The 19,482-nt window shown below is 71.6% G+C and carries 16 protein-coding genes; 11 read left to right on the top strand and 5 right to left on the bottom strand.

What is annotated here, in order from left to right; translation table 11 throughout:
* Nucleotides 1-28 precede the first annotated feature (28 nt).
* On the top strand, nucleotides 29-1,408 hold the full coding sequence (locus ACX114_RS37155; protein ID WP_459292350.1) for a thioredoxin family protein: 1,380 nt from the start codon (nucleotides 29-31) through the stop codon (nucleotides 1,406-1,408).
* 117 nt (nucleotides 1,409-1,525) lie between these two features.
* Here the strand turns inward: ACX114_RS37155 and ACX114_RS37150 are convergent, their stop codons facing one another.
* Complete coding sequence (locus ACX114_RS37150; protein WP_459292348.1) at nucleotides 1,526-2,674, bottom strand: metallophosphoesterase; 1,149 nt, start codon at nucleotides 2,672-2,674, stop codon at nucleotides 1,526-1,528.
* A gap of 31 nt (nucleotides 2,675-2,705) precedes the next feature.
* Entirely contained in the window at nucleotides 2,706-3,833 is a 1,128-nt protein-coding gene (locus tag ACX114_RS37145) for a helix-turn-helix transcriptional regulator (RefSeq protein ID WP_459292346.1), read from the bottom strand.
* 389 nt (nucleotides 3,834-4,222) lie between these two features.
* On the opposite strand from ACX114_RS37145, the gene ACX114_RS37140 reads away from it, so the two are divergent.
* From ACX114_RS37140 to ACX114_RS37120, 5 genes are all read left to right on the top strand, one after another.
* Nucleotides 4,223-5,398 (top strand): amino acid deaminase/aldolase, encoded by a 1,176-nt coding sequence (locus ACX114_RS37140; RefSeq protein ID WP_459292344.1) that lies wholly within the window; start codon nucleotides 4,223-4,225, stop codon nucleotides 5,396-5,398.
* Between the two features lie 4 nt (nucleotides 5,399-5,402).
* Entirely contained in the window at nucleotides 5,403-6,758 is a 1,356-nt protein-coding gene (locus tag ACX114_RS37135; protein WP_459292342.1) for a D-arabinono-1,4-lactone oxidase, read from the top strand.
* Nucleotides 6,759-6,901: 143 nt separating this feature from the next.
* Nucleotides 6,902-7,885 carry a hypothetical protein gene (locus ACX114_RS37130; protein WP_459292340.1) on the top strand — a complete coding sequence of 328 codons (984 nt, stop codon included), beginning with the start codon at nucleotides 6,902-6,904 and terminating at the stop codon, nucleotides 7,883-7,885.
* Nucleotides 7,882-10,740: an Lnb N-terminal periplasmic domain-containing protein gene (locus ACX114_RS37125; RefSeq protein WP_459292338.1), complete on the top strand. Its 2,859-nt coding sequence runs from the start codon at nucleotides 7,882-7,884 to the stop codon at nucleotides 10,738-10,740. Before ACX114_RS37130 ends, ACX114_RS37125 begins: the two co-directional genes overlap by 4 nt.
* Before the next feature lie 747 nt (nucleotides 10,741-11,487).
* On the top strand, nucleotides 11,488-11,985 hold the full coding sequence (locus ACX114_RS37120) for a transthyretin-like family protein (RefSeq protein WP_459292336.1): 498 nt from the start codon (nucleotides 11,488-11,490) through the stop codon (nucleotides 11,983-11,985).
* A 10-nt stretch (nucleotides 11,986-11,995) separates the two neighbouring features.
* On the opposite strand, the gene ACX114_RS37115 is transcribed toward ACX114_RS37120, so the two are convergent.
* Nucleotides 11,996-12,331, bottom strand: a complete 336-nt coding sequence (locus ACX114_RS37115) for a PilZ domain-containing protein (protein WP_158619177.1) — start codon at nucleotides 12,329-12,331, stop codon at nucleotides 11,996-11,998.
* A 127-nt stretch (nucleotides 12,332-12,458) separates the two neighbouring features.
* On the opposite strand from ACX114_RS37115, the gene ACX114_RS37110 reads away from it, so the two are divergent.
* Nucleotides 12,459-12,980 (top strand): GreA/GreB family elongation factor, encoded by a 522-nt coding sequence (locus ACX114_RS37110; protein ID WP_459292334.1) that lies wholly within the window; start codon nucleotides 12,459-12,461, stop codon nucleotides 12,978-12,980.
* 6 nt (nucleotides 12,981-12,986) lie between these two features.
* Here ACX114_RS37110 and ACX114_RS37105 read toward each other — a convergent pair whose 3' ends face one another.
* Entirely contained in the window at nucleotides 12,987-13,694 is a 708-nt protein-coding gene (locus ACX114_RS37105) for a class I SAM-dependent methyltransferase (protein WP_459292332.1), read from the bottom strand.
* 136 nt (nucleotides 13,695-13,830) lie between these two features.
* Here ACX114_RS37105 and ACX114_RS37100 point away from each other — a divergent pair, with 136 nt between their 5' ends.
* From ACX114_RS37100 to ACX114_RS37085, 4 genes are all read left to right on the top strand, one after another.
* Entirely contained in the window at nucleotides 13,831-14,319 is a 489-nt protein-coding gene (locus ACX114_RS37100) for a hypothetical protein (RefSeq protein ID WP_459292330.1), read from the top strand.
* 139 nt (nucleotides 14,320-14,458) lie between these two features.
* On the top strand, nucleotides 14,459-15,184 hold the full coding sequence (locus tag ACX114_RS37095; RefSeq protein WP_459292328.1) for an SDR family oxidoreductase: 726 nt from the start codon (nucleotides 14,459-14,461) through the stop codon (nucleotides 15,182-15,184).
* Between the two features lie 17 nt (nucleotides 15,185-15,201).
* Nucleotides 15,202-15,972, top strand: a complete 771-nt coding sequence (locus tag ACX114_RS37090; RefSeq protein ID WP_459292326.1) for a dihydroneopterin aldolase — start codon at nucleotides 15,202-15,204, stop codon at nucleotides 15,970-15,972.
* Nucleotides 15,973-16,049: 77 nt separating this feature from the next.
* On the top strand, nucleotides 16,050-16,796 hold the full coding sequence (locus ACX114_RS37085; protein WP_459292324.1) for a queuosine precursor transporter: 747 nt from the start codon (nucleotides 16,050-16,052) through the stop codon (nucleotides 16,794-16,796).
* A 14-nt stretch (nucleotides 16,797-16,810) separates the two neighbouring features.
* Here ACX114_RS37085 and ACX114_RS37080 read toward each other — a convergent pair whose 3' ends face one another.
* Nucleotides 16,811-19,420, bottom strand: a complete 2,610-nt coding sequence (locus tag ACX114_RS37080; RefSeq protein WP_459292322.1) for a U32 family peptidase — start codon at nucleotides 19,418-19,420, stop codon at nucleotides 16,811-16,813.
* Nucleotides 19,421-19,482: the final 62 nt, after the last annotated feature.

The raw sequence follows: 19,482 nt of genomic DNA, 5'->3' as shown, positions 1-19,482 counted from the left end.
CCTGGAGAGGCGCGATAGGGTGCGCCGCATGCGCTCCCTCCTCGCCTGCCTGTTCCTGTCGGGGTCCATCGCCTGCACGGCCACGAACGCCAACGCGCCCGCGTCCGCGTCCGCCGAGGCCCACGCCGAAGGCCCGCTGCCCTTCATCCCGGATGACTACGCCCGCGCGCTCGCGGACGCGAAGGCGAAGGGCGTGCCCCTGTTCGTCGACACCTGGGCGCCGTGGTGTCACACCTGCCGCTCCATGCGCGCGTACGTCTTCACGGACAAGGCGCTGGCGAAGCACGCGGACCGCTTCGTGTGGCTGGAGCTCAACACCGACCTGACCCAGAACGCGACGTTCCAGGAGAAGTACCCGGTGGAGTTCTGGCCCACCTTCTTCATCATCGACCCGCGCGAGGAGAAGGCCCTGCTGCGCTTCGCCGGCAGCGCGACGGTGCCGCAGTTGGAGCGCCTCTTCGAGGACGGCGAGCGCGCCTACCAGGGCGGCGCCACCGGAGCGGAGGCGCTGCTCGCTCGCGGTGATGCCCTCTACGGAGAGCGCAAGCCCGCGGAGGCCGCCGAGGCCCTGTCGCTCGCGCTCGCGGAGGCCCCCGCGGACTGGTCCCGCCGGGGCCGCGCGCTGGAGTCGCTGCTGATGGCGCAGTACGGAGCGAAGCAGTACGTGCCCTGCGCGCAAAAGGCGGTGGCGGAGCTGCCGAAGGTGCAGCGCTCGCTCAACCTGGCCAACGGCGTCCTCAACGGGCTCACCTGCGCGCTGGCCATCCCGGAAGGCACGCCCGAGGCTGCGGACCTGCGGCACGCGCTGGAGGCGAAGGCGCGCGATGTGTTGGCGCCGCCGGCCATCGACATGGAGGCGGATGACCGCTCCGGCCTGTACGAGGTGCTGGTGGAGGCGCGCAAGCAGGACAAGGACACCGCGGGCGCGAAGCAGGTGGCCCAGGAGTGGCTGACGTTCCTGGAGGGCGAGGCCGCGAAGGCGCCGAACCCGGAGGCGCGCAGCGTGTTCGACTCGCACCGCATGCTCGCGGCGATGACGCTGGAGCAGCCGCAGCGGGCCATCCCCGCGCTGGAGCAGAGCGAGAAGGACCTGCCGCAGGACTACAACCCGCCCGCGCGGCTCGCGACGCTGTACCGCCTGTCGGGCCGGCTGGACGACGCGCTCGCCGCGAATGACCGGGCGCTGGCGCGGGTGCAGGGAGCGCGGCGGCTGTCCGTGCTCTCCGGCCGCGCGGACATCCTGGTCGCGCGCAAGGACACCGCGGGCGCGGTGAAGACGCTGGAAGAGGCGCTCGCCTTCGCGAAGACGCTGCCCGCCGCGCAGGTGTCCCCGCGTCAGGTGGAGTCGCTGGAGAAGAAGCTCGCCGGCCTCAAGTCGCCCGCCGCCGTGCCTGGCGCGGCGCCGTAGTAGATGCATAAGCCTTCGCGCATGCGCCGCACGAGGCATGCGCGAAGGGTGGCCGCATCGGACAGCGCTCACCCGCAGGTGCGTTCACGTTGAACAGCATCCCCACGGACGGGCCCATCACGGTGCCAGCGGCACCGCGCGGCGGGCATCCAAATCAAACAGCTCGAAGTCCTCCGCGCGGCCCTCGCGCATGGCGCCGTCGGTGAACACCATCACCGCTTCGCCTGGGTCCGTCACGGGCGGCGGGCCGTGCGCGTAGTCCACGCGCGCCCCGTCCGTCACCAGGTGGCGCAGCACTCCGTCGCGCACAGGACCGGGTGACACCAGCTCCCGCACCCGCTTGTCCCGCGTGTGGCCCACCACCTGGGTCAATCCGAGCGGCAACCTGCGTGGATCGAACCTGCGCCGAGGCGTTCCCCTCACACGCTCCCCATCCTCCGCGGCGAGGCTGGGCCGCTGGTAGAAGATGCCCACGCCCTCGCCATCCTTCGCGTTGCCCGGATGGTGCAACCCCGGCAGCACGAGCGGCCCGCCCTTCCACGCCGCCACCGCCCGGTCCATCACGCCGTTGAGCGCCTCCGCCACCGCGCGCGCCTCCGCCCACCGCTCAGACTCGAGTCCTACGACCCCCAAGTCCTCGCGCGTGACGCCCGCGTGCAGCACCAGCAGCGAATCCCCGGCCGCATGCGCCACGCGAAAGCGCCGTGCTCGCAGCAGATGCTCCACCCACGCGCGCTGCTCCTCGGTCCAGGTGCTGAAGTCCCGCGCCGCCAGCTCCACCGTTGGCAATCCGGGCCAGCGCTGGAGGAAGGCCCGCTCCGCCGCCGCGTCGGTGTCATCCCCCGCGTAGACCCGGTCCGCCTCCACCTGCGCCGCGCGGAACGTCGCATCCGTGAAGTCCGCCAGCTCTCCCACGCGTCCCAGGTCGTGGTTGCCCAGGAGCACCACCGCCTGATCCGCCGGATGGGACGCGAGCCACGCCACCAGCCGGAGCGCGCTTTGGGCCACGCGCTCCCGATCCGCCGCGGGGCCCCAGTCGAAGTGGTCGCCCACGGAGACCAGGCACACGTGCGGCCGCAGCCCTCCCGCTTCGTCCAGCAGCCCGTGCAGCGAGAGGATGGACAGCACCCGTTCGAAGTCCGCCTGCGGGTCCCCCATCGCCACGTGCAGCGTGCGCTGCCGCCCATCCGCCGGTACCGCGTGCGGCCCCTTCGCCACCGCCGCGTCGGCGCGGGCCAGCGCCTTCCTCAAGAGCGCGTCTTCCATCCCTCCATCCTAGTCACGCCCCAGGCGGCGCTCAGGACTGGAAGAAGCGAGAGATGAGCGCGGAGCGGCTCTCCACCTGCGCCTTGTTCAAGAGGTGCGTGACGTGCACCTCCACCGTGCGCTCGGCGCAGCCCAGGTGCAGGGCGATGGCCTTGTTCGTCTCACCCTGCACCACGTGCTCCAGCACCTGCGCCTCGCGCGCGGTGAGCCCCCAGCGCTGGGTCAGCACCGGCAGCCGTGACGTCGGCTCCATCGGAGGTCCGGGGTCCAGCACCAGGTAGTGGTCCGGCAGTCCCTGCGTGCGCAGCGGCCCGGAGGAGAACAGCGGCCCCGTGCCCGGCGGGCTCCGCAGGCACTCGCGCACCTGCCTCGCCAGCGCCTCGGAGTCCAGCTCCCACCGCGCCTGCCCCGCCTTGTTCGCGTGCATCACCCGGCCGCTGAACGTGACGACCCACGCGGGCCGCCCCAGCACCTCCAGCGCCGCGCCCAACGCCGGCCCCAGGAGGCCCGCCTCGCGCAGCCGCCGGTCCATGGCCATCCGCCGCTGGATGGAGGGCGTCAGCGCCTGCAACAGCCGCTGCTCCCGCTCCGTGAAGGGCTCCGTCCGGAAGGCGCCCACCCACCCGAGCATCATGTCGCCTTCGCACACCAGCACCCGCAGCTGCGCCAGATGCTCCAATCCCAGTTGCCGGTAGAGATGGGAGGCATGCCCGGCCAGTTGCGTCCGCGCGTGCTCCCACTCCTCCTCGCTCAATCCCAGCCGCTCCCACAGCGGGCCCTCGCCCTCGCCGGTGATGGGCAGGGCCCGCAGCGGCTCCGACATGCCCAGCGGCGAGAAGCGCATCGCCCGGTTGCGCTGGGCCAGCGGTGGACGCGCGGGATCGAAATAGCCGAAGCGGCTGCCCGCCGGCGGCAGCGAGGCGTCAAAGGCCTCGGAGATGACGGAGGGCGGCTGAGGGAAGCCCACGCCGTGCACGAACGCCGTGTGATAGCGGTCCGGGCCCACGTCCACGCCGTAGGCCGCCGTCCGCTCCGCGCGCAGGGCGCCTCGGAGCGCGGCGAGGACCGCCGGCAGGGCGTCAGAGCCTGGCTCCAACCCCTCCAGCAGGCCCTCCAGCTCCTGCAAGAGGCGTTGGTCCTCGGAAATCAAATCAATCACGATTTTCTTACTATAGCCGTTGGAGACAATTGGAAGACTTGTGAGGTCGGGAGTGGAATCAGTGCTTCTTCCGCCTGTCCAGGTGGGAAGTGATTCCCTGCCCCCCGAGTCGTTTAAGACTCGCGTGATTTCCTCAATAGAAATGACTTTCGGCTGGCGGCACCATGGCGTTCCGTGCCCTTCCGGGGGGGTGGGCCGACCTAGGAGTCGAAGTATCCGCGTGTGCGCGCGCCGGGCGTTCCCCCAGGGATGTCCGGCGCGCTGCCCCTTTTCCGACTCCTGTCCCCGCCTGTCCACCACCCCACGCGCCCGGTGCCAGCAGGCCCCGGACCTGACGGGGCGCGGCGATGATGTCCGCTCCCGTCGTGCCCGCGCCCGGAGGCCCTGACATGCCGCGTGATTACGCCTACTACGCCCAGGCGCTGGAGGGACGGAGGCTGCCGTTGGCCTTCGCGGACCTGGACCTGCTGAACGAGAACGCGGCGGCCCTGGTGCGGCGCGCGGGCGGATTGCCGGTGCGCGTCGCCACGAAGTCGGTGCGGTGCGTCGCGTTGCTGCGGCGCGTGCTCGACGGGCATCCCGGCTTCCAGGGCCTCATGTGCTTCAGCGCCGACGAGGCCGTGCACCTGCGGGAGCGCGGCTTTAGCGACCTGCTCATGGGCTACCCCGTCGTGGATGCCGAGGCCCTGGCGGAGCTGTGCCGGCCGCCAGCGCCCGTGACGCTGATGGTCGACTCGCCGGAGCACGTGGCGCTCGCCGCCCGCGCGGCCCGCCGGCATGGGACCCGGGCGCCGCTGTGCCTGGACGTGGACCTGTCCGTGGACCTGCCGGGGCTGCGCTTCGGGGTGCACCGCTCGCCGGTGCGCTCGCCGGAGGACGCGCTGGCGGTGGCGGAGAGCATCGCGGCGGAAGGGGACGCGGTCTTCCTCGCGGGCGTCATGGGCTACGAGGCGCAGCTCGCGGGCGTACCGGACGCCGCGCCGCACGCGGGGCCGAAGAACGTGGTCATCCGGGCGCTCAAGCGGGGCTCGGTGGGGCGCGTGCACTCGCGCAGGCAGGCGGTGGTGGCCGCGCTGAAGGAGGCGGGGTTCGCGCCGCGCTTCGTGAACGGCGGAGGCACCGGCAGCCTGGAGTCCACGCGCGAGGACGCGAGCGTCACCGAGCTCACCGCGGGCAGTGGCTTGTACTCGCCCGCGCTCTTCGACGGCTATCGCGGCTTCCAGCATCAGCCCGCGGTGGCATTCGCCATCCCCGTCACGCGGCGTCCCGGCCCGGGCCTCTTCACGCTCCAGGGGGGAGGCTTCGTGGCCTCCGGCTCGGCGGGCGTGGACAAGCTGCCCGTGCCCTACCTTCCCGAGGGCGCGAAGCTCCTCCCGCTGGAAGGCGCGGGCGAGGTGCAGACGCCCATCGCGTACGCGGGCCCGGTGCCGCTGCCCCTGGGCGCGCCGGTGTTCTTCCGGCACGCGAAGGCAGGCGAGGTGTGCGAGCACTTCCGCACGCTGCTGCTCATCTCCGAGGGGCGCGTCGTGGAAGAGGTCCCGACCTACCGGGGCGAATGGGGGTGACGGCATGACGACCGACACGGCGAAGACGAAGACGTGGCGCAACTGGTCCGGCGGGGTGGTGGCCCATCCCTCCGGCTTCCTCCAGCCGGACTCCGTGGACGCGCTGAAGGCCGCGCTCCGCGACGCCAGCGCTCAATCGCGCACCGTGCGCGTGGTGGGCAGCGGCCACTCGTTCCCGCCGCTGTGCGCGACGGACGAGACGATGGTGTCACTCGAAGCGCTGCGGGGCCTGGAGTCCGTGGACGAGCGCACGCGCGAGGCCGTGGTGTGGGCGGGCACGAACCTGCGCGAGCTGGGCGCGCTGCTCGCGTCGCACGGGCTGGCGATGGAGAACCTGGGCGACATCAACAAGCAGTCGCTGGGCGGCGCGCTGGGCACGGGCACGCACGGCACGGGCGTGGGGCTGGGCATCCTCTCCACGCAGGCGGCGGCGATGACGCTCGTCACGGCGAGCGGGGACGAGGTGACGTGCTCGGAGGAAGCGTCGCCGGAGCTGCTCCAGGCCGCGCGCGTGTCCCTGGGCGCGCTGGGCGTGGTGACGCGGGTGCGGCTGCGCCTGCTGCCCGCGTACCGGCTGCGGCTGACGCGGCGGAACCTGGCGCTGGAGGAGTGCCTGGCGGGCCTGGACGAGGCGCGGGCGCGCCACCGGCACTACGAGTTCTTCTGGTTCCCGCACTCCGACCGCGTGATGACGAAGGCGATGGACCTCACGGACGAGACCCCGCACGGGGTGGGCGTGGGGCGCTGGTTCAGCGAGATGGTGATGGAGAACGCGGTCTTCGGCGCGGTGAGCCGCGCGTGCCGCATGCGGCCGGCGTTGTGCGCGCCAGTGAGCCGGCTGTCGGCGAAGCTGGCGTCGGAGGGCGTGCTGGCGGGGCAGAGCCACACGCTGTTCGCCACGCCGCGGCTCGTGCGCTTCCAGGAGATGGAATACGCCGTGCCGGTGGAGCGAGGGCCCGACTGCCTGCGCGAGCTGTCTGAATACATCACGCGAGAGCAACTGCCCGTGCACTTCCCGGTGGAGTACCGCTTCGTGCGCGGCGACGACGTGTTCCTCAGCCCGGCGCACGGCGGGGACCGCGCGTTCATCGCGGTGCATCAATACCGGGGCATGCCGCTGGAGCCCTACTTCTCCGGCGCGGAGGCCATCTTCCGCAACCACGGTGGCCGGCCGCACTGGGGCAAGCTGCACACCCAGACGGCGGAGACCCTGAAACATCTGTATCCCCGCTGGGATGACTTCCAGCGCGTGCGCGAGCAACTGGACCCGGAGGGACGTTTCCTCAATCCCTATCTGAGACGTCTCTTCCTGGAGGGCGTCCGTCACACCTGCGGTGAAACAGGGGCGCGAAGCGCGTGATGCACCCCGGAGGCTGATTTTCGCGCCGTATCGCGTCAGACGATCCAGCAACCTCCCGATAATGCACAATCCAGCGCCCGGCATGCGGTTGGCTAGGGCACTGGCTGGCGCCAGGCCCGGTGGCGCCCTTTCGAGGGGGATGGATGCGGACGAAGTCTTCGTGGAAGCGCGTGGTGACGGCGTCGATGCTGACGCTCGCCGTGGGGTGCCGCACGCCCGCCGTGGGCTTGAGGGGCGCGGAGGTCTCGGACTCGGGCAACTCCTCGGACTCGGGCGCGTCCAGCCAGGGTGACTCCAGCCAGTCGGACTCGGGCAACTCCAGCCAGGGGGACTCCAGCCAGGGCGAGTCCAGCAAGTCCGACTCGGGCAACTCCAGCGGTGGGGACTCGAGCAAGTCGGACTCCAACGGCTCCAGCGACGAGGGCTCCAGCGAGTCGGGCTCGGGCGAGTCCAGCGACTCCGACTCGGGCAACTCCAGCCACGGGGATTCGAGCAAGTCGGACTCGGGCTCCAGCGACTCCTCGGATTCAAGCGACTCCTCGGACTCCTCGGGCTCTAGCGACCACAGCTCGCGAGAAGGGGGCTCCAGCGAGAACAGCAGCGAGGGCACCAGCGAGTCGAACCGGGTGGACCAGGGCGAGGATTCGCGCACGCGCAGCGAGAGCAGCAACGGCCGCGAGAACCAGCTCCTGTCGACAGCCACGGTGGCGCTGACGGTGATGGGCCTGGGCATCATCATCTGGCAGTCGTACGCGCGAGCGGAGCGGCGCAAGGGCAGGCACCCCCCGCCGAAGGAGGTGGGGCACGCGGCCCAGACGTACCTGCGGGCCCGTACGCACCAGCTGCGAGAGGACCTGGCGCTGGGCGCGGGCCCGACGGTGGAGGACCTGGCACAGGCGGCGCGCATCCGCCGTGAGAACCTGGATGTCTTCGGCAAGCTGCTGCGCACGCACCGCAAGGAGCTGCTGATGATGGCGGACGCGAAGACGCTGACGCCCGAGCGCGCCCGAGCCTGGCTGGAGCGCGTGGGCCAGCTGGCGCGCACCGAACCCCGGCTCGAGGAGGACCGTCAGGCCTTCATCCTGGAACAGGAGGGAGCGCCCCAAACGGCCGAGGCCCTCCCGTGAGGCCCCGCCTGGCCTGGATGGGATGGCTCACGGTGCTGCTGTCGACCGTGAGCGCGCGGGCGCAAGAACCCCTGGGCCACCTCGCGGTGCCGGCGTTCTTGAAGGAGCTGTCCCCGGAGGTCGTCCTGGCCGAGCGGGTCGCGGCGCTGGAGGCCACGTCGGGCGTCGTCCTGCGGGGCGCCGCGGCGCGGGATGCCTCGCTGGTCTCGGACGTGGAGGCGGGGCTCGCCGCCCTGCCTCCCGCGATGCGCCGTCCGCCCGGAGGCCGGTTGGAGTTCGTGCTGCATCAGGAGCCCGCGCCGCTGGGCCTGGGCGACGGCACGAAGGCCCGTCCCGACTGGTCGGAGCAGCGCGAGCAGTTCCACCTCTACCGCTACGCGCCTTCCGAGGAACGCCGGGCCACGCTGCGCCTGTCACGGCTCACCGACACGGAGGCCGAGCATCTGTGGCGCCGCCGCGCCGTGGTGCACGCCGTGATGCAGCGCTGGGACGACGCGCGCGGTTGGAGCAGGCGTCCCCAGTGGCGCAGGTTGGACGGATGGTTGCTCCCCCTGGAGCGCCCCCTCACGTGGAAGGAGACCGCGAGCATCACCTACGCGGGAGCCTTCAGCCGCGCCCGAGGGCAGGCCAGCGCCTCGCTGGACCTCGTCACGTTCGCGGAGGAGCTGTTCGTCCCCGCGGAGTCCCTGCGCCCGGACGCCTTGCCCGAGGATGATCAGGTGCGCTGTCAGGAGCTGTCCAAGACGCGCGCCCTGTCGGAGTTCATCTCGGAGGCGCGCCTGGGTACTCTGCCCGCGCGGGGAGACTGCCCGGCCTTCGACACGTGGGCGGAGGCGGATGCGCTCTCCCATCTGGAGGTCCTGCTCGTCGCGGCCACGGGCCGCCAGCCCCAGTCCCTCTTCGGCCACCTGCTCCTGCGCCCGGTCTGGCGCGAAGGCGCCACGGTGCAGGGCCCCGGCTTCGAGCGCGTCGTGCAGCTCGTGGCCCTCACCGGCATGGAGGAGAAGGGCCTGGGCTACCTGATGAAGGGCATGACGGGCGGCTACAGCACCGTCTTCCTCACGGGCACCCTGGGCGACATCACCCATGAATCGCTGGAGCTGGAGCAGCGCACCATCCGCCGCTTCCGGCTGAACCTCACGCCCGGCGAGTCCCAGCGCATGCTGGAGCGCATCTGGGAACTCGAGCGTCGCGGCTACCTGGGCTACTACTTCTTCACCGACAACTGCGCCGCCGCGCTGCTCTTCCTCCTGAATGGCTCGCTGGAGAACGGCCGTCACGTGAGCGCGCCCGGCACGCTGTGGGTCCTGCCCACGGCCACGCTGGACACGCTGGCGAAGACGAACGTCGTGGACGCGAACGGGCGCACGGTGCCGCTCCTGGAGCACGTCCCGGACGCCTTCGAATCCACGGGAGACCGCGCCCGGCGCGCGCTCGTGGAAGAGGAGCGGCTGCTCACGAAGCTGGCCTCCCTGCTTCCGTCCAACGCGCTCGCGCCGCTGCACCAGGTGCACCGCCGCCTCCAGTCCCCTGAACCCGGCGAGCGCAGGCAGGCCTGGGAACAACTGCCCCACGCCGTGACGACGGCGCTCGACGCGGCATCCCCAGCCGCGCGTCCCGAAGCCCGCGATGCCCTGCACGCGTACGTGGCCCACGCGGTGCGGGTGGAGCGCGCGGCGGTGGACCAGGCCGAAGGGGAGAAGCTCGCCATCGAACGCGAGCGCCTCGTGGCGCTCGACCTGAAGGGGCAGGGCGGCGCCACCCAGGGCGTCAAGGACCGGCAACTCCTCTTCGAGCGCGAGGACGCCATGCAGCGCAAGCTCGCGGTGCTCGACCGCACGGCCCTGCTCCAGCAGGCCCTGGACACCGCCATCAAGCGCCCGCCCACGCCGGACGAGCTCAAGGCCCTGGTCCGCGCGGAGCACACCGAGGCCGCCTTCGCCGCGGCCACCGAGGCGCAGGGCGCGCTCAACGACGGACCGCTCGCGGACGTGGATCCACGGGCCTTCCTCGCCAAGGACCATGACCGGAAGGTGGAGACGGAGACCTCCTGGGCCCGGGGCGCGCTGCGTGAGTCCGGCGCGGCCCGCACGGTGGTCAGCGGCGGCGTGGACTTCCCGGAGGTGGGCGCCGCGCGGCCGGTGGTGAGCCTGCGCACCTCCGCGATGAACGAGGCCCTGGGCGACGCGCGCCTGCACGGCTTCCAGTCCAGCAGCGAGCTGCGCGTGCTGGACGGAGAGCTGTCGGTGGAGCCGCGCTGGGGCGTGCCGCGCATCCTCGGCTCGCGCCTGACGCTGGTGGGCTACCGCACGCTGATGCCCGAGTTGCCCCAGCAGCAACGGTCGTTCTCCGACTCGCTGGGCTGGGGCGCGGAGGCGAGGATGTCCACGGACATCGGCCGTCCGCTGCCCTACCGCGCGACGGTGGAGGCGGAGGCGCTGGGCGTGGTGGCGGCCTCGGAGCGCTTCGACACCTTCCTCGCGGTGGGGTTGGGCGCCCAGGCCACGATGTCCTGGAGCCCCACGGAGACGGTCCCCACGGTGGGGCCCCGTCTGTCATTGGCCCATCGCGTGGGCCTTCCCGGTCCAGGCAACAGCGCCCTGCGCCTGGAGGCCACGTACGTGCCGTCGTGGCGCACGGGCATCACGCCGGGCTTCACGCACGAGGCGGACGCGACGCTCCAGGTGGAGTGGTACCTGGGGCGTATCTCCCGCTGGAGCGTGCTGCTCACTCCCCGCGCACAGGTCCACTGGGAGGGGACACTCGCGTCGTGGGCAGGTCCCGGGAGAAGTCTCGCGAGCCTTCCGGAAGGGATGGCGCGACATCGCCTTGCGTTAGGAGTGGAGGTCCGCTGACGTACTGCGTACGGAAGACGGGGACCTCACCGGTGAACACCGGACGGCTGGAGGCGCCGCAGAGCGCTCCGATGAACAGGCCGATGACGTGCAGCAGCGTCCAGTTCCCCCAGCCCAGGCCCAGGAAGATGCGCTCGCCGCCCACGCTGAAGACGTTGAAGGCCACGTAGAACGCGGCGGGCACCACCACTGAGGCGACGGCCGCGGCGGCCAGCGCACGACGGGGACGGCCCGCGTGGAAGCCTCCGAACGTGCCGGCCAACAGGCCGTTGAACAACGGAATGAAGAACGTGATGGCGCTGATGAGCACCATCGTCAGCACGCTCACGTCGAACCGGTTGTGCTTCCAGACGATGCGGCTCTCCTCCACGCGCGTGTCGGCTGGAATGGTCGCGTACTCGGCCCGCCCGTTGTCCATCATGAAGCGGCGCTCCGGACGCGCGACGCGTTCGGATGTCTCCGTATAGGTCTCATCCATGGAGCAATGACCTCCGTGCGGGCGGGGGAAGGATGTGCCCGGACACCTTGGGAGATGGTGCTGGAAGCGGGCGGGTGGAAGGGCTGACGGCTCCACCGGTCCCTGAGAAGGTGGGCGCATGCCGTGCCTGCCTGCCGGGAATTTCGCGACCCGGCGTGAGGGCGGATGCCGTACACGGGGGCTGTCACGCACCGGAGACTTGGCGTCTGGTGGCTGGCGGCTATGCTGCCGCGCCTCCGCCGTACCGCTTCCCAGCCTGGATGGATTCCATGAGCCTTCGCCGCAACCTGCTGACCATCGCCGTCCTCTCCTCCGCGCTGCTGTCCGCCTGCGCGCTGCGCCCGCGCTACAACGAAGTCATCCAGGCGAATGGCGCCACCGGGCTCCAGGAGGGCCAGCTGGTGGTGCTGCGCGTGACGGACGCCGCGACGGGCAAGCCGGTGAAGGGCGCCAAGGTGCTGGGCGGCGAGTACCGCAACCACATCAACGCCACCACCGACGAGAACGGCGAGTTCTCCCTCCCGATCGACCCGGGCCTGGTGAAGGAGAACCCCCTGGTGGAGGTCGTGCTGCCCAAGGGCGTGAGCCGCTACAAGCTCCAGGTGGTGCCCTCCGGTCAGGCCCCCGCGCCCGAAGGCGCCCCCATCGCGCCCCCGGCTGAGTCGTCCGCCGCGGAGCCCTCCGCCACGGAGCCGTCCACCACGCCCGCGACGCCCGGTGCTCCGTCCGAGACCTCGGCCCCGGCGGCCTCTGAAACGGCGAAGTAGATCCGCTTCGTCAGGTGAACCAGCGAATCAGGCGCCTGCCCTGCAAGCGCCTGAACGCACCCAGCCGCCGCTGGAAGTCCTCGCCGATGGTGACGAAGCGCACGCCGCAGCGTCCTCGCGTGCGCTCCCCGGCGGAGCGGCGGGCCCACATCACCCGGGCCTGGAAGGGGACCTCCTCGTCCCCCAGCAGCAACGCGCCCTCGAGGAGATCGCCCGCCTTCATCGGCTGGAGCATCTCCGCGCAGAAGCCGCTCTCCGATACATCCCGCGTGTAGAGCGGCAGCATGCCGCGCAGACGGACAGCCAGGCGATGCTCGAAGCGAGGCACGGCTCGGGGGAGGTGCATGCCCTCGAATCCTGGCGGATTCCGCCTGAGTAGTAAAATTGCGCCAATAGAAAGCGGGCGGGCAAGCTAACCCAGCGTGCAAGGCCCGGGAAACGTTGAGAAATTTCCCGGACGAAGGGAGCGGGCCATGTCGAAGGCATTCACCAAGGAAGACGGGGGCGGTGACGAGGGGCTCACCCCCGCGCGTCCCCGGTCGACGTCGGCGGAGCAGCGCTACATCACGCCGGAGGGCTACCGCGCGCTCCAGGAGGAGCTGCTGGAACTGCAGGGCCCCGCGCCCCAGGACTGGCCGGAGCTGGAAGCGGGCGTGCGCAAGCGCGAGCGGGAGCGCCGGGCGCGCGAGCTCACCGCCATCCTGGAGGACGTGCGGGTGGTGGAGGCGGATCCATCGCAGGCGGGCCGTGTCTTCTTCGGCGCGTGGGTGGTGCTGGAGGACGAGGACGGCGCGCGCATGCGCTATCGCATCGTCGGTCCGGATGAAGCGGACGTGAAGGCGGGGCGGCTGAGCGTGGAGTCCCCGCTGGCGCGCGCGCTCCTGGGCAAGGAGGCCGGCGAGGCCGTGCAGGTGGAGCGTCCGCGCGGCACGGTGGAGTACGAGATCCTCGCGGTGGAGTACGCGGAGTCCGAAGCCGCCGCGGCCGCGCCGTGAGTCCGCTCAGCGCTTCGTGGCGATGACGGTGACGAGCCGGCCAAAGGGCTCCGGCATGTCGCCCTCGCGCACCTCCACGTCGAAGCCCGCCGCCTCCAGCAGCGCGCGGGCGCGGGGCACGAGGAACGTCAGGTAGTACATGACGAACGGCGGCTTCCAGAGCGCGTTGCGCACGCGCATGGCGGCGTTGAAGCCCTTGGCCACCCAGTAGCCGGGGTTGAGCGCGGACGGCGGCCGAGCGGTGACGAAGACGAAGCGGCCCCCGGGCTTCAGCGCCCGCGCGATGCCCTCGACGAGGCGCGGCTCGTCCTCCTCCAGGATGTGCCCGAAGGCGCCGAAGCTGGTGATCAGCTCGAACGCCGCGTCGAAGGGCATCGCCAGCGCATCGCCCCGGACGAAGTCGAGCGCCGCGCTGCCCGGCGCATCCACCAGCCTGCGCCGCGCCTCATCCAGCATGCCCTGGCTCAGGTCGAACCCGACGACGCGCTCCGTGCACAGCGGGCGCAGCACGCGCATCGCGGCGCCGGTGCCGCAGCACACGTCCAGCGCGCTGCCCACGGGACCCACGTGCGCGAGCGCGGCCTTGAGCACCGGATCCGGCGTGCGGAACGGCGTGTGCTCGAACTTGGGCGCGAGCAGGTCGTAGCCCTCCTCGACGGAGGTGAGGGCCTGCCGTGCAAGCTCGCGGAAGGTGGGGCCGTCTCGGTGGAACATGACCGGAGATGTACCCACATCCCCCCGGGCCCGCCACCCCGCGGCCTCCGGTGTCGAGAGGGACTCGACGGGATTTGAATGTTCCGGCGGGGGCCCCGTCAGTCAGGACAAGCAACTCGGACGGAGGATGGAAGACATGGCTTTCAAGCTCGGACTCGCGACCCTGGCCTTCGGTGCAATGCTGCTCGGTTCCTCCACGTCGTTCGCGGCGGACTGGCGCGGCCCGACCCGGGCGGACGCGCAGTGGGGCGGCCAGCAGCGGTACAACGGCGGCTGGGACTCCGCGCCGCAGGGCCAGGCGTTCCGCTACGACAATGACGACGCGAAGACGCGCCGCTTCATGGGCTGCCGCGGCCCGAACTGCAACTACGGCCCCATGCCGCGCCCGGTGGACTCGCGCGGCCGTTACGAGCTGCAGACGGTGGAGCGCTGGGTGCCGGCGCGCTACGAGCAGGTCTGGGTCCCCGAGCAGTGCGTGTCCCGTGGCCGCCACGGCCGCCACACGCGGTGCACGCCGGGCTACTACGACCAGCGCTATGTGCCGGGCGGCTACCAGGCGGTGACGGAGTGGGTCTGGGTGCCGTACGGCGGGCGCCGCTGGCAGACGGTGGTCTACTACCCGTAGCAAGGACAAGGAGCCGAGACGAGACGGGACGGACGACGCAAAGGGGATGAAGTGACGCGGGGCGGTGCCTGGAGTGGGGACTCCAGGTGTCGCCCCGCGGTGTTTTTTCGCGGGCGGGCCTGTTAGGCAGGGCCTGCATATGGGGACCGCATTCATCACGGGCGCGGGCGTGCGCATCGGCAGCGCGGTGGCGCGAGCGCTCGGCCGCGCCGGCTACGACCTGGCGCTTCACGCGAACCGCTCCATGGAGCCGCTGGAGTCGCTGGCCCAGGAGCTGCGAGCGCTGGGCCGCGACGTCACGCTGTACAGCGGCGACCTCTCCGACGCTCAAGCCGTGGACGCGCTGGGTGCTCGGGTCCGTGAGGCGCATCCCGCGCTGGACGTGGTCGTCCACAACGCGGGGCTCTACGAGCGGGTGGACTTCGCGGCCGTGACGCGTGAGCAGTACCGCCGCATGCTCGCCGTGAACGTGGACGCGCCCTTCTTCCTCACGCAGGCGCTGCTGCCGTCGCTGCGCGCGGGGAAGGACCCGCTGGTGGTGCACCTCACCGACATCGGCGGAGAGCGGGCGGTGAGCCACTACTCGCACTACTCGGTGAGCAAGGCGGGGCTCGTGATGCTCACGCGTGCGCTGGCGGTGGAGCTGGCGCCGCACGTGCGCGTCAACGCCATCTCGCCGGGCGTGGTGGCCTTCCCGGAGCACTTCGACGAAGCCGCGCGGAAGGAGGTGCTCGACCGCGTGCCCATGGGGCGCGAGGGCAGCGTGGAGGACGTGGCGCGCACGGTGGTGTTCCTCGCGCGCGAGGCGCCGTATCTCACCGGGCAGGTCATCGCCGTGGATGGCGGAAGGAGCGCGCAGCTGTGAGCCAGGAACCCGTGTGGATGCACCCCGTGGTCACCGACGCGCAGGGCCGTCCGCTGGACGTGATGGAGCTGCGCGGGCTCACGGTGGACGTCATCGTAGGCCTCTACAACCGGGAGCGCGTGACGCCGCAGCCGCTGCGCCTGGACGTGGCGCTCTTCCTGGACGCGCGGCAGGCGGCGGTGGGCGGGCGGCTGGCGAACACCGTGCACTACGGGCGCCTGGCCGGAGAGCTGCGCTTCCTCCTGGATGCGTGCCGCTTCGAGCTGTTGGAGTCCGCGGCGGAGGCGGTGTGCCGCTACCTGCTGGCGCCGCCCACGGACGCCGCGCCGCACGCGCCGCTGCACGCCGCCACGGTGCGGGTCACCAAGCCGGAGGCGCTGACGGGCTGGGCCATTCCGTCGCTCCAGGTGCACCGCACCGCGGAGGAGATGGTGTACCGGACGGACGCGAAGCCCTTCGGCCACGTGGACGTCATCCACGAAGGCGCGACCTACGGCGTGTACCGGCTGCGGGTGGCGCCGGGAGCGAGCATCCCGCCGCGCGCGGACGGCCACACGGAAGGCATGGAGCTGGTGCTGGGCGCGGGGCTGGTGCTCCAGGGCCAGCCGGTGGGGCGGGGAATGGCGTTCAGCGGACCGGAGGTCTTCGGGCACGGCTACGACAACCCGACGGCGACCGAGCAAACGGTGCTGGGGGTGTACCGGCCGCGCCTGGTGCTGTCGGAGGCGGGCGGCTCCGGGGAGACGGTGCCCGTGGGGCCGGGCAGGCAGTACTACCTGCCCGAGTAGGCCCCGGGCGTCCAAGCGACGGAGGCGGGAGGGTGTGCTAGCAGTGGGGGCGCCTCTGCTCTTGAAGGACGCAACGGATGACCCTGGACCGGCGGATTCAGCTTTTCGTGGTGCTCGCGGGGCTGTTCATCACCTCGCTGGTGGTGGGCGACATCATCGGGGTGAAGCTGTTCGAGGTGCACCTGGGCCCGGTGGTCGCGGTGATGTCGGTGGGGATGTTGCCGTTCCCGGTGACGTTCCTGCTGACGGACATCCTCAACGAGTTCTACGGCAAGAAGGTCGCGCGGTTCGTGACGTGGGTGGGCTTCGTGATGGCCATCTTCACGTTCGTGATTGTCGCGCTGGCGGGCCTGATTCCGTGGGCGCCGATGACGGAGGCCAAGGACTACAGCGGGACGGTGGCGGCCTCGTTCAACAACGTGTTCGGCGGCTCGCAGCGCATCCTGATGGCGTCGATGGTGGCGTACCTGGTGGCGCAGTTCCTGGACATCTCGGTGTTCAACCTGCTCAAGCGGGTGACGAACAACCGGATGTTGTGGCTGCGCGCGACGGGCTCCACGGTGGTGTCGCAGCTCATCGACACGGTGGTGGTGCAGTTCGTCGCCTGGACGGGCGTGCTGCCCCAGGACGTCATCTTCCGCATCATCTTCACCTCGTACGCGGTGAAGCTGCTGGTGGCCATCGGCCTGACGCCGCTCGTCTACCTGGGCCACGCGCTGGTGGAGCGCAAGCTGGGCATCGCCCCGGTGGTCCTGGGCGAGGACGGTGAGCCGGTGAACCTCGTGACGACCAAGGCCGAGCCCCCGTCCGCGGCCGCGGCCTGAGCGAACAGCGCGTCTCAGCGCGCGTTCGCCGCCGGGTGCTTGAGCACCTGCATCGTGCCGCGCGTGACGCCGAACTGCTCGTGCACCGCCGCGCGCTTCACCGCCTCCGCGGGCGACAGCCGGCCCGCGAGCAGCTCCTGATACGCGCCCAGCACCCGCGCGGCCTCCTCGCGCGTCTCGCGCACGAACTCCACGCGGAAGCGCCGCACGCCGCGCTCCAGCAGCCGGGGCACCAGCGACGCCGCGCTCTGCGCCTGCGCGTTGAACACCGTGTTGCGGCACCCCACGTCCACGATGACCGGGTGCTCCAGGCCCAGCCGGTCCTTCAGCGCGATGGCGCTCTTCTCACACGGCCGCCCGCAGGTCTTGTAGTCGCGCCCGTTGGACAGCGTGTGTGAATACACGCAGTGCTCCGTGTGGAACGTCGCGATGTGGTGGTGCAGCGCCACCGCGAACCGGTGCGCCGGCGCCTGCTCCAAGAGCCCGAAGAGCTGCTCCGAATCCAGGTCGTGCGACACCGTCAGCGTGTCCAGCCCCAGGCTCAACAGGTGCGCCGCCGTCAGCGAGTTCGTGACGTTCAGCGAGAAGTCCCCGTGCAGCACCGGCCGCGAGGCTCCCGCCGGCTGCTCCAGGAAGTGCATCATCGCGCCCCAGTGGCGCACCAGCACCGCGTCCGGCCGCAGCCGGTCCAGGCGCGTGTCGTAGCCCTCCTCGCCGGGCTTCTGCACGCGCACCGTGGCGATGGTGACGCGCAGGCCCGCCGCGCGCGCCCGCTCCACCGCCTTCTGGAGCCCCACCATCTCCATCCAGTCCAGCTCCACCTCGCGCAGGCCCGCGGCGATGACCGCCTCCAACTGCGCGTCGTTGCGGCAGAGCGGCAGCAACCGGGGCGCGTCCTCCGCCGGCCGCGACGCCACCTTCGCCAGCAATGCCTGACGCACGCCGGCCTCCACCGCCTCCGTGCTCACGGTCCGCGCGGGGCCACGCTCCACATCCGCCGTCAGCTCCGTCACCAACTGCCGCCGCAGCGCCTTCAGCTCCGACACTGGCAGGTGCAGCCCCGGCGCCAGGCCGGACGCGTCCAGCTCCGCCAGGTGGAACGACGTGCCGCCCAGCGCGGCCAGCTTGTCCTTGAGCAGCGCCGCGTCCACGCCCGCGCCCCGCGACGGCGCGAGCAGCGTCGTGCCCACGGCCTCACGAGTGAACCGCCCGGTGCTCATCCGCACGCGCAGCGGCGTGCCCTCCGAGCCGGACACCACCAGCGACAGCGGGATGCGGCCTTCGGGTTCACCCTGCGCGAGCAGATCCCCCGTGCGCCGCGCGAGCGCGGGATCGCTGTTCAGCCACACGCGCTGCCCCGGCGCCACGCGGCCCAGGTCCGGACCCGGATGGCCGAAGCCCAGCACCCACGCGTCGCCCTCGCGCTCCACGCGGAAGATGGGGCCGCCCGGCTCGTGCTTGTCCTCCGGCGCGCCCGCATCGAACACCACGCCCATGCCCGGACGCGGATCCACGTCCGCGGGGTCGGGCTCGCCCGTGAGCGGCGCGGACACGTTGCCCGCCGGGGCCTCCGGACGCTCGTCGCCCAGGCCCAGCGCACCCGTCCACGGCCGGTCGTCCGGCACCACGAGCACGTCCTTGCCGGACACCGCATGCACCCGGCCCAGGTACAGCCCGCGGTGCTTCGGGAAGCGCCCCTCCACCAGCGTCTGGTGGTCGGAGCCCGCCAGGAAGCCGTGAGAGAAGCCCCGGCTGTATGACAGCGACATCTCCGCCAGGTCCTTCGCCAGCCGCACGCTGTCGGGCTTGCCGGCCATCACGCCGTCCAGCCAGCGGCGGTAGCCCTGCACCGTGCTGGAGACGTACGCCGGCCCCTTGAGGCGGCCTTCAATCTTCAGGCTGTGCACGCCGATGTCCGCCAGCTCCGGCACCGCGCGCACGCCCGCCAGATCCTTGGGGCTGAGCAGGTACTTCACCTCGCCCAGGTCGCGCGTCTCGCCGTCCACCACCAGGTCGTACGGCAGCCGGCACGACTGCGCGCACTGGCCCCGGTTGGCGGACCGGCCGCCCCACGCCTCGCTCGTGAGGCACTGGCCGCTCCAGGACATGCAGAGCGCGCCGTGGATGAAGACCTCCAGCTCGATGTCCGTCTGCGACGCCAGCCGGCGGATCTCCGCCACCGACAGCTCGCGCGGCACCACCATGCGCGTGAAGCCCAGGCCCGTGGCGAACCGCGCGCCTTCCGCGCTGGACAGCGTCATCTGCGTGGACGCGTGCAGCTCCAACTGGGGGCAGATGGCCCGCGCCAGCAGCGCCACCGCCGGGTCCTGCACGATGAGCGCGTCCACGCCTGCCTTTGCCACGCCGCGCAACAGGTGCTCCACCACCGGCAGCTCCGGCTCGAACACCAGCGTGTTCAGCGTCACGTAGGCACGCGCACCGGCCCGGTGGATGAGCCCCACCGTCTCAGGCAACCGCTCGAGCGAGAAGTTCTCCGCGCGGGCTCGCGCGTTGAAGCCTTCGTCGAGCCCGAAGTAGACGGCGTCCGCGCCACTGGCGAGGGCGGCACGCAACGACTCCAGGTCACCAGCGGGGGCGAGGATTTCGGGGCGTCGGGGAGACATGACTCCTACCTAGCACGCCCGCTCCCGCCGCTCCCCTCTTGATGCCCGTCCACCTCCCCACC

The sequence above is a fragment of the Corallococcus sp. M7 genome (assembly GCF_054512695.1).
This window is presented reverse-complemented; position numbering and strand designations above follow the sequence as displayed.